At 61.0% G+C, this 10,326-nt stretch carries 7 protein-coding genes and 1 pseudogene; 2 read left to right on the top strand and 6 right to left on the bottom strand.

Features of this window, described 5'->3' with window-relative positions; translation table 11 throughout:
• Window positions 1-84: 84 nt before the first annotated feature.
• Window positions 85-984 (bottom strand): LysR family transcriptional regulator, encoded by a 900-nt coding sequence (locus tag KVQ74_RS29085; RefSeq protein WP_217834809.1) that lies wholly within the window; start codon window positions 982-984, stop codon window positions 85-87.
• Window positions 985-1,144: 160 nt separating this feature from the next.
• Between KVQ74_RS29085 and KVQ74_RS29080 the strand changes: the two genes are divergently transcribed.
• Window positions 1,145-2,164 (top strand): alpha/beta hydrolase, encoded by a 1,020-nt coding sequence (locus KVQ74_RS29080; protein WP_217834808.1) that lies wholly within the window; start codon window positions 1,145-1,147, stop codon window positions 2,162-2,164.
• An 81-nt stretch (window positions 2,165-2,245) separates the two neighbouring features.
• Window positions 2,246-3,673: a mechanosensitive ion channel family protein gene (locus tag KVQ74_RS29075; RefSeq protein ID WP_217834807.1), complete on the top strand. Its 1,428-nt coding sequence runs from the start codon at window positions 2,246-2,248 to the stop codon at window positions 3,671-3,673.
• 100 nt (window positions 3,674-3,773) lie between these two features.
• Here KVQ74_RS29075 and ycaC read toward each other — a convergent pair whose 3' ends face one another.
• The 5 genes and pseudogenes from ycaC to KVQ74_RS29050 form a co-directional block, all read right to left on the bottom strand.
• Window positions 3,774-4,400, bottom strand: coding sequence for an isochorismate family cysteine hydrolase YcaC (gene ycaC / locus KVQ74_RS29070; protein ID WP_217834806.1), 627 nt, complete (start codon window positions 4,398-4,400; stop codon window positions 3,774-3,776).
• A gap of 66 nt (window positions 4,401-4,466) precedes the next feature.
• Entirely contained in the window at window positions 4,467-6,305 is a 1,839-nt protein-coding gene (locus KVQ74_RS29065; RefSeq protein ID WP_217834805.1) for an amidohydrolase, read from the bottom strand.
• 45 nt (window positions 6,306-6,350) lie between these two features.
• Window positions 6,351-6,977, bottom strand: coding sequence for an antibiotic biosynthesis monooxygenase (locus KVQ74_RS29060; RefSeq protein ID WP_217834804.1), 627 nt, complete (start codon window positions 6,975-6,977; stop codon window positions 6,351-6,353).
• Window positions 6,970-7,386 carry a DoxX family protein gene (locus tag KVQ74_RS29055; protein ID WP_217834803.1) on the bottom strand — a complete coding sequence of 139 codons (417 nt, stop codon included), beginning with the start codon at window positions 7,384-7,386 and terminating at the stop codon, window positions 6,970-6,972. The genes KVQ74_RS29060 and KVQ74_RS29055 overlap by 8 nt, the downstream gene beginning before the upstream one ends.
• A 136-nt stretch (window positions 7,387-7,522) precedes the next feature.
• Window positions 7,523-10,326, bottom strand: a pseudogene (locus KVQ74_RS29050) (hypothetical protein); the annotation flags it as partial.

Raw genomic sequence — 10,326 nt, 5'->3', positions numbered from 1 at the left:
CCGTAAGGGCGAAACCATAAGCCGCCGTTACCGAAGCAACGGATATGTACACCCAACAACCCCAACAACCCCAACAACCCAAAACTAAAGCTCACACTGCGCCGGATCCAACCGCTCCCGCAAAAACTCAATCAACGCCTGCACCGGCCGCGAAGCCTGACGATGCTGCGGATACACCGCCGACAACGTCAGCGGCTCCGGACGAAACTCGTCCAGCACCGCCACCAATCGCCCTTCCTTCAACGCCGCGCCAACAATGAACGTCGGCAGATAAGTAATCCCCATCCCCGCCACTGCCGCATCCCGCAGCAATTCGCCGTTGTTGACCCGCATGCGCCCGGTGACATTCACCAGCACCGGCTTGCCCTGCCCCGCATTGAACCGCCACTGCACCGAACGATTGTGCCCGTAAGGCAGGCAGTCATGCTCAAGCAAATCATCCGGCTGGAGCGGTGTACCGCGTTCGGCCAGATACGCAGGACTCGCGCAATACACCCGCTCAACAGCGGCAATCCGCCGGGCAATCAGGGTCGAATCCTCCAGCACGCCGATACGCAACGCCAGGTCATAACCCTCGCCGAGCAGGTCCACCGGGCGATCGCTCAAGTCGACCTCCACCGTCACCTCGCGATAGCGCTGTAGAAACGGCGGCAGCAGGCAGCCCAGATGCGCCAGCGCAAACGACAGCGGCGCACTCACGCGGATCGCGCCGCGAGGCTCTGCGGTCTGCCCGGCGATGCCCTGCTCCACGTGTTCCACTTCGCCGAGCAGGCGCAGCGCCGATTCATAGTAGCTCTGGCCCAGCGGCGTGACGTCCAGGCGCCGGGTCGAGCGGTTGAGCAGGCGCACGCCAAGCCGCTCTTCCAGTTGCATCAGGCGACGGCTGACGAACTGCTTGGACAGCCCCAGTTGGTCGGCGGCGGCGGTGAAACTGCCGGAGTCCATGACCTGGCAAAAAATACGCATGTCTTCGAACGGGTTCATTGTCACTCTCTGGTTGACAGTTAAACGCTTTATAGCCGCTTTTTCACTTTTCGGCATCTCATTAATCTGTGCTCACGGTGTTGCTGAGGCCTGACCCCAGCGCCACAGCAGCCCGCACTCAAGGCAAACAACTCAAAAAACATTCAAAAGGATTTCCACCATGAACATCGTCAAGAAAACCCTCACCGCTTCCCTCCTCGCCCTGTCCGTGAGCAACGCATTTGCCGCCGGCAGTCCAGGCGTCGAACACAACACCCAGGCGTTCCTCGAAGCCCTCGCCGCCGGTGGCGGCAAGCCGCTTGAGCAACTGAGCCCGAAAGACGCCCGCGCCGTTCTGACCGGCGCCCAGGCTTCGGTGAAGGTTGACCTGTCGGGGGTTGAAGTCAGCGACAAGGCGATCAAGGTCGACGGCCAGACCCTCAACCTGAAAGTGGTGCGTCCAGCCAAGGTCAAAGGCGAGTTGCCGGTGTTCATGTTCTTCCACGGTGGCGGCTGGGTACTGGGCGACTTCCCGACTCACCAACGTCTGATTCGTGATCTGGTGGTGGGTTCTGGCGCGGTCGCGGTGTACGTCGACTACACACCGTCGCCGGAAGCGCAGTACCCGACCGCGATCAATCAGGCTTACTCGGCAACGAAGTGGGTAGCCGAACACGGCAAGGAAATCGGCGTGGACGGCAAGCGTCTGGCGGTGGCCGGCAACAGCGTCGGCGGCAACATGGCGGCAGTGGTGGCGCTGATGGCCAAGGAGCAGAAAACCCCTGCCCTGCGCTTCCAGCTGTTGATGTGGCCGGTGACCAACGCGCAGTTCGACGACGGCTCGTACCAGCAATTCGCCGAGGGGCACTTCCTCACCAAAGGCATGATGCAGTGGTTCTGGGACAACTACACCACCAACCCGGCCGAGCGTGCGCAGATCCATGCCTCGCCGCTCAACGCCAGCGCCGAGCAGCTCAAGGGCCTGCCCGCCGCCCTGGTGCAGACCGCCGAGTTCGACGTGCTGCGTGACGAAGGCGAAGGCTACGCCCGCCATCTCGATGCGGCCGGTGTGCCGGTGACCTCGGTGCGCTACAACGGGATGATTCACGATTTCGGCCTGCTCAATCCGCTGAGCCAGATTCCGGAAGTGAAAGCAGCCGTGCGGCAAGCGGCGGCTGAACTGAAGACACATCTGAACTGATGCCCCGGCACTCGCCACACCCGACGGTGTGGCGAGTTTTTTTATGTTCAACCGGCCGGTAATCCGGTTCTGGAGCCTGCGATGTCCTTTATTTTCGCCCACCTGCTGTCCTGGAGCGCCGTGCTGCTGGTGCTCGACGCCGTACTCTGGCACCTCGCCCCCTTCCGTCATCGCGCACCGCGAGTGGGTGTGCGGCTGGCGCTGTTTCTGGCGTTCAGTGCGCTGATCATCAATGCCGGCGTCAGCCCGTTGCAGGCGCCGCTGTTCGCCGATGATCCGGTGGCGCAACTCGGCGCGACGGCGCTGGGCATTCTCTGGTGGCTGTACGCCGCGCGGGTGGTCACCGAGGTGTTCGGTCTGGTGCTGATGCGCCGCATCGGGCACAGCGGTCGCTTGTTGCAGGACGTGATCGGGGCGCTGGTGTTTCTCGCCGCCATCGTTGCCGCCGCCGGTTACGTGCTGGATCTGCCGGTCAAAGGTCTGCTCGCGACGTCCGGGGTGGTGGCGATCGTGGTTGGTCTGGCCTTGCAAAGCACGCTGGCCGACGTGTTCTCTGGCATTGTGTTGAACACCACCAAGCCGTATCAGGTGGACGACCTGGTGGTCATCGATGGCGTCGAGGGCAAGGTGCTCGACATCAACTGGCGCGCCACGCACCTGCTCAGCAGCGCGGGGACGATGGCCGTGGTGCCGAACTCGGTGGCGGCCAAGGCCAAGATCGTCAATCTCAGCCGGCCGAACAATCTGCATGGGGTGTCGATCAGCATCAAGGTGCCGAATCACATCCGCCCTCGCCGGGTGCTCGACGCACTCGACCGTACCCTGCAAGGCAGCAGCAGCCTGTTGCTGAACCCGGCGCCGAAAGTGGTGCTCAAAGAGGCCGGCGAAGAGATGTCCGAATACGTCGCCAGTGGTTTCATCGCCGAATTGAGCAAGAAAAGCGACGTGCGCAATCAGCTGTTCGACCTCGCCCATCGCCACCTTGAAGCGGCCGGCATTTCCCGCCATCCGGACGGCGTGATCGAGCCGTCGAGCCGCGCCCGGGCCTTGCTCGACGAAGTGAAGATCTTCCGCTCGCTGAGCCATGAAGAACGCGATCGCCTGGCGGAATCGATGGTCGCGCAGCAGTACAGCGCCGGCCAGGTGGTGCTGGATCTGGATGAAGTGCCGGACAGCCTGTTCGTGATTGCCACCGGCGTGGTCAGCGCCAGCGTGCCGGATGGCGCCGGGCAAACCGAGGCCGGGCGGATGGGACCAAGCGAGGTCATGGGCGAGCAGAGCATCCTCGCCGACACGCCGTCGCAGGCGACGTTTACCGCACTGACGTCGAGCATCATTTATCGCATCGACAAGCGTCTGACGCGCGAATGCATGGAGAAGCGTGGGGAGGTGACACGGGCGTTGAACAAGTTGCAGGCCGTGCGGCAGCAGAACAGTCGGCTGGCGTTGATGGCCAAGCCGGCGCCGATTCGCAAGGGTGGTTTTCTGGGGTGGTTGCAGAAGCGTTGATGCGTGCGACATGGGGTCATTCGTGATTTTGAGATCGCTGACCGCGAACACCGCAAAAAAAATGCCCGCACATCCGTGCGGGCATTTTTCCATCACTGCCTTACTTGGCAGTGAACTTGGTGTAGCTGTTGATCAGGTTGCGGTAGTTCGGCAGACGCTCGGACAGCAGGTTTGCCAGACCTTCCATGTCGTTGCGCCAGTCGACTTGCAGCTCGCACGCCACGGCGAACCAGTTCAGCAGGTGTGCACCGGCAGCCGACATACGCGCCCAGGCCGCTTGCTGCACGGTGGTGTTGAAGGTGCCGGAAGCGTCGGTCACCACGAACACTTCGAAGCCTTCGGCGATGGCCGACAGGGTCGGGAACGCCACGCAGACGTCAGTCACGACACCGGCGATGATCAGTTGCTTGCGACCGGTGGCCTTGATCGCCTTGACGAAGTCTTCGTTGTCCCAGGCGTTGATCTGGCCTGGACGAGCGATGAACGGTGCGTCCGGGAATTGCGCTTTCAGCTCAGGCACGATCGGGCCGTTCGGGCCGCTGTCGAAGCTGGTGGTGAGGATGGTTGGCAGGTTGAAGAACTTGGCGATGTCGCCCAAGGCCAGGACGTTGTTCTTGAACTCGTTCGGCGAGAAATCCTGCACCAGCGAGATCAGGCCGGTCTGGTGGTCGACCAGCAGCACAACGGCGTCGTCTTTGTTCAGGCGGCTGTAAGGAACGTTGCTCATTTGAAACTCCTCGGGTGATGGAGAGGTGAAGCGCCGGCCACGATGGCCGACGCCTTGTTGCAAGACTCAGAACGCGAAGCAGGAACAGCCGAAGGCGCCCCAGAAGCCGGCGAAATCGCTCACCGGCACATTCGACATACGGGCCTTCTCGTGACTGTGGGTATGCACGGCGCACGGGCCGCTGCACTGGTGAACCTGCGCCTGCAACGGCGCATTCGGCCGCCAGTGGCCCGGGACTTTCGCCACCGGCGACCAGTCCGGCAGCACGGGCAGGCTGACCGGGCCGAGTTTTTCGAAGTCCCCGGCACCGTAGACAATCTTGCCGCCGACCACGGTCAGGACCGATTCGATCCACTTGATTGCCTCTTCCTCGACATGGAAGAAATCCGCGCTCAGCGCCGCCAGATCCGCCAGTTGCCCGACCTTGATCTGGCCCTTCTTGCCCTGCTCGGACGAGAACCAGGCGCTGCCGTGGGTGAACAGTTCCAGGGCGGTGGTGCGCGGCAAGCCTTCCTCGTACAGGGCCAGGCCACCGACGGTGCGACCGCTGACCATCCAGTACAGCGACGTCCACGGGTTGTAGCTGGAAACGCGAGTGGCATCCGTACCGGCGCCAACCGGCACGCCTTCGGCGAGCATGCGCTTGATCGGTGGTGTGGCTTCGGCGGCTTGTTTGCCGTAGCGGTCGACGAAATATTCACCCTGGAACGCCATGCGGTCCTGGATCGCGATCCCGCCGCCCAGCGCCCTCACCCGCTCGATGTTTTGCGGGGTGATGGTTTCGGCGTGGTCGAAGAACCATGGCAGGCCATTGAACGGAATGTCGCGGTTAACCTTCTCGAACACGTCGAGCATGCGGCTGATCGATTCGTTGTAGGTCGCGTGCAGACGGAACGGCCAGCGCTGCTCGACCAGATGGCGCACCACCGGCTCCAGCTCCTGTTCCATGGTCTGTGGCAGATCCGGGCGCGGTTCGAGGAAGTCTTCGAAATCCGCCGCCGAGAACACCAGCATTTCACCGGCGCCGTTGTGACGCAGGAAGTCATCGCCCTGGTGCAACTTGACGCTGCCGGTCCAGTTCTGGAAATCGGTCAGCTCTTCTTTCGGTTTCTGGGTGAACAGGTTGTAGGCAATGCGGACGGTCAGTTGCTCGTCCTTGGCCAGTTGCTCGATGACCTGATAATCGTCCGGGTAGTTCTGGAAACCGCCGCCGGCATCGATCGCGCTGGTCAGGCCGAGGCGATTGAGTTCGCGCATGAACTGGCGGGTCGAGTTGACCTGATATTCCAGCGGCAGCTTCGGCCCCTTGGCCAGGGTAGAGTAGAGAATCATCGCGTTCGGCCGCGCCACCAGCATGCCGGTCGGGTTGCCACTGGAGTCGCGCACGATCTCGCCGCCCGGCGGGTTCGGCGTGTCGCGGGTGTAGCCGGCGACGCGCAACGCAGCGCGGTTGAGCAACGCGCGGTCATACAGGTGCAGGATGAACACCGGGGTGTCCGGTGCTGCCTGGTTGATCTCTTCGAGGGTCGGCATGCGTTTTTCGGCGAACTGGAACTCGTTCCAGCCACCGACCACGCGTACCCATTGCGGCGTTGGCGTGCGGTCGGCCTGCTCTTTGAGCATGCGCAGCGCATCGGCCAGGGACGGCACGCCTTCCCAGCGCAGTTCGAGGTTGTAGTTCAGGCCGCCACGGATCAGGTGCAAGTGCGAGTCGTTGAGGCCAGGGATCACGCAGCGACCCTTGAGGTCGACAACCTGAGTGCCGGCACCGCGCAGGGCCATGGCCTGGGTATCGTTGCCGACGACGACAAAACGTCCATCCTTGATCGCCACAGCGCTGGCGAGCGGTTTTTCGCGGTCTACCGTATGAAATTGGCCATTGAACAGAATCAGATCGGCGTTCATCGCAGTTCCTTCGAGATAAGTGAAACGGAGCCGGGATCCGCCGCCTCAGCGCGGCGGATTGGCGTTGGATTCCAGGTGTTCATGAGGCTGACTCGCGGTCAGCCATGGCGCGAACAAACGGGTTGCGGCCGGCATGCAGACGTACACCACCGACAGCACGATGGTCAGGGTGATCAGGAACGTCGCGACCACGTAATTGGAGAGAAAGGCATTGAGTTGCAGCAGCGGCCCCCAGATCAGCGGCACCAGCAAGGTGTGCGGCAGGATCACCAGCAACGTCACCACGGCCTGCTTCCAGCGCGGTGGCGGCGACGCGGCATCGGCCAGTGGCGCGAACCAGAACTCGTTGACCTGATTGACTTCGGTCTGGTCGCCATCAGCGAGCATCGGCGCCGCTTCATCGATCAAGGCCTGACGCTTGGGCGAATCGAGCCAGCGCTGCATCGCCTCGGTCGAACAGAAGCGCAACACGCAGGTGAACAGGTCGAGGCCGCCGTGCTTGCTGCGCATCACATCCACGCCCAGGTGCCCTTCCTCGCGCCCCGCCACACTGACGATATTGCGCAACCAGGCCTCATAGGGCGCCTCGAAACCGGCCTTGACCCGATGCTTGACGATCAGCGTCACAATCTCATCGGCTCCCGGTGTTTTCAGGGACAGGGATTCAGGCATAACGCAACACTCCGGGCAGACGAACATTGAGCGCCAGCCGTCCAGGCCCGGCGATGAAGACAGTGGTAAACAGGATCAACAACAGCCAGCCGAACTGCCCTTCGGCCACACTCCATTGCGGATGCACGACCAGCAGTGCCACCAGCAGCACAGACAGAATAGGCAAGCAGGCCAATCTCACCAGCAACCCGGCGACGATCAGCAGCGGACAGAGAACTTCGGCGAAAATCGCCAGGCTCAGGGTTAGGTGGGCACCGAGGTGAAACGGGTCTTCGATCAGTTGCAACTGCGCGGAGAAATCCAGCAGCTTGGGCAAACCGTGGACCCACAGCAGAAACAACCCGCCACTGACCCGCAGGAACAGCAAACCGGCGTCTGGCGCCCACTCATTACGTTGCGCGGTGTGCATGGCCCCACCCTTGATCGATCATTGACCGCTATGGTGCAACGACGAGGGTGGGGAAAATTGGATGTACGTGCTCTCTTGCCGCAGCACGGTGAGCGCCGAAAAGGCGCCATCGGCCGCAAACCGGAATGAACGTTATTCAGGGTGAGATTCGGATGTTATCTATGACCAGCCAATCCGAGGCCATCACGATTTCAACTCTGGAGAACTTGGTCCCATTGAAAGTGGATTGCCTTTCCCACCCTTGCGCAGCGGGAATGAGCGTACTGGAAACCAATTGAGCGTTTAAATCGTACAACTCAATTTTGGTGTTATTGGAGCTGGTCATATTCATCACATGCCAAAAGGATATTTCCGAATAAACACCCTTTAGTTCAAATCGAACCCTCACACGCCCCATTGAGTTCAGGTCCATCACCTTGCCTTTAATATTCTGAAGACTGAGCTCGGTGTTTTTTATTTTGTTTATGCCGCTTGCCTCAAGGCAGCTGATAACCATATTGGCGGTGGTGATACTGACACCCGCCGTCAAATTGACTTCTGCTAACGCATCAAAGTTTTCGTGGATCGGTGTCCCCATGGCGACTACGGTCAGGTAGCGCACGTTGGAGTAGACATCTGCCCCGTGGTACAGCGATTTTGCGTACAAACGACGCGCACCTTCCGGTACGGTGATCACATGCTGCCAATCGCCCGTCGCTGTATTGGCCGTCACGATGCCCTTGGAAACCGCGCTTGGGCCATCGCCATCAAAAACCTCGACTCGCTGCCCGTTTGTCGCCTTGCCCGACAGTTTCAATGTCGTGCTGGTCGTGGTTCCGTTGTCGGGGATCGAGATGTCCGTTGCATCCAGCACCGCTTCCAGGACGGGCACAATCAGGGCCGCCACGGTCAGGGTACGGACGTTGGAGTACGTCAGTGTGAGGTGATAAAGCGACAGTCCATACAACCGTCGTGCCCCGGTTTCCACAGTAATGACGATTTCCCAATCGCCTGTCGCCGGACTGGCTGTCGCAATGCCTTTGGAAACTGCGCCAGTACCATAGCCATCAAAAATCTCGACTCGCTGCCCCTTGCTCGCCTTGCCTGACAGCTTCATCGTTGTGTCGATAGTGCTTGCCCCTTCATCGATATCGGCACCCGCAACGTCCCGGACGTATTCCAGAGTTGGTTGAATCAGCCCCGTCACGGTCAGGGTGCGGACGTTGGAGTAAGTCGGCGCCGGGTGATAAAGCGACTGGGCGGCAAAACGATGCGCCCCCTCCAGTACGGAGACACTGAGCTCCCAATCGCCTGTCCCGGCACTGGCCGTCGCAATGCCTCTGGAAACCGCGCTTGGCCCATTCCCATCAAAGATCTCGACTTTCTGTCCGTTGCTCGCCTTGCCCGACAATTTGAGTGTCGTACTGATGGTGATTGCACCATCGACAATGTCAGCACCGGCAGTGTCCCGGACGTATTCCAGAGTTGGCTGAATCAGCCCCGTCACGGTCAGGGTACGGACGTTGGAGTAAGTCGGCGCCGGGTGATAAAGCGACTGGGCGGCAAAACGATGCGCCCCCTCCAGTACAGGCACGCTGATTTCCCAATCGCCTGCTGCACTGGTCGTCGCGATACCGATGGAAACCGCACTTGGACCCGAGCCATCGAAGACCTCGACCCGCTGAGCATTGCTCGCCTTGCCTGACAGTTTCAGCCGCGTACTGGTGGTGATTCCCCCATTGACGATGTCGACGCCAGCAGTGTCCAGAACCTCTACCAGCGTCGGCACAATCAGGGCCGTCACAGTGAGTGTTTTAGCGTCCGACTCCAGGTTCGAACCATACAAGGCCCTGGCTCTGAAGATATGCGCGGCGACGCTGAGCGCCGTCATGCGCAGCTCCCAGAGGCCGGCGGCATTGGCCGTGGCCTGTCCTTTGGAGGTTGTGCCGTCGAATACTTCGACTTTCTGGCTCTCGGTGGCGGTGCCGATCAGTTTCACGATGGCATCGACAGTGACCGCCCCCTGCGCAATTTCTGTTCCTTTGGAGTCTTCCGCGCGGGTGATGGCGGGTTTCAGATCTGCCACATTTTTGATCGTGTAGCGACGCAGCGGAAAGGTCACCGCCTGGTTTTCATTGATATCGCGATCGAACGTGGCCTTGAAGGTAATCGTCAGCGTGCTGTTGTTGGCGAGTGCCCGCAATTCGGCCAGCAACAGCGCCGCATCCGCGTAACCGGTGGATACCCACGAGCCACTCACCTGAGCCGCGTTCCAGATGACCTTGTTGTAATCGGCCCCGCTGTTGGTGCGCCCCGCCAGGTGCAACCAGACCCGCTGTTGCCCATAAATGTGCGGCCAGACGTAGAGACGCACGTTGACCGGGGCCGTCAGTGTCGTGACGTCCAGTTCAGGCCCTTCACCCTGGTTCGGCGCGCTCAGAATGATCGGTTTGGGCAACCGTGGTTCCTCGTTCGCAATGGGCATCACCGTCAGCGGGCGAGGTTGCGACGGCTTGGCCGCACTGCTGCCCTGGACAACGCTGTAGCTGACCGTTACGGCCTTGCCCAGATTGAAGACCGGCAGCCACTCAGGCAGCAAAATCTCCTGTGTACCGAGTTTGGTTACCGTCACCGGGGCGGTGGTATGCGATCCCGTCGGCGTCGCCGTCCCCGCCCAGGTCACGGTAATTTTGTCAGCGAGCTGCATACCGGTGTAACTCACCATGGCGGTCAGTGTTTTCGCTGCCTCGAACGGATCCAGATTGGTGTCATTCGGTGCTTCCTTGATACTCGGCGGCTTCAGGTCCAGTTGCGGACCGACATTGAACGCCTCGACTTGCGAATAACTGACCCGCCCGTTCTTGCGCTCAAGGTGGTACGAGGCCTTCACCGTGCCGCCCTCGTTGCCCTTGATCAGTTCGGGCCTGATGGTGAATGCCACCGCTTTGCCGGCGGTGAGTG

It is taken from the genome of Pseudomonas botevensis (assembly GCF_019145475.1).
Classification (GTDB): domain Bacteria; phylum Pseudomonadota; class Gammaproteobacteria; order Pseudomonadales; family Pseudomonadaceae; genus Aquipseudomonas; species Aquipseudomonas botevensis.
This window is presented reverse-complemented; position numbering and strand designations above follow the sequence as displayed.

Coding starts and splice junctions, on each gene's coding strand:
- KVQ74_RS29085 (WP_217834809.1), bottom strand. CDS start 984: ATGAACCCGTTCGAAGACATGCGTATTTTTTGCCAGGTCATGGACTCC.
- KVQ74_RS29080 (WP_217834808.1), top strand. CDS start 1,145: ATGAACATCGTCAAGAAAACCCTCACCGCTTCCCTCCTCGCCCTGTCC.
- KVQ74_RS29075 (WP_217834807.1), top strand. CDS start 2,246: ATGTCCTTTATTTTCGCCCACCTGCTGTCCTGGAGCGCCGTGCTGCTG.
- ycaC (WP_217834806.1), bottom strand. CDS start 4,400: ATGAGCAACGTTCCTTACAGCCGCCTGAACAAAGACGACGCCGTTGTG.
- KVQ74_RS29065 (WP_217834805.1), bottom strand. CDS start 6,305: ATGAACGCCGATCTGATTCTGTTCAATGGCCAATTTCATACGGTAGAC.
- KVQ74_RS29060 (WP_217834804.1), bottom strand. CDS start 6,977: ATGCCTGAATCCCTGTCCCTGAAAACACCGGGAGCCGATGAGATTGTG.
- KVQ74_RS29055 (WP_217834803.1), bottom strand. CDS start 7,386: ATGCACACCGCGCAACGTAATGAGTGGGCGCCAGACGCCGGTTTGCTG.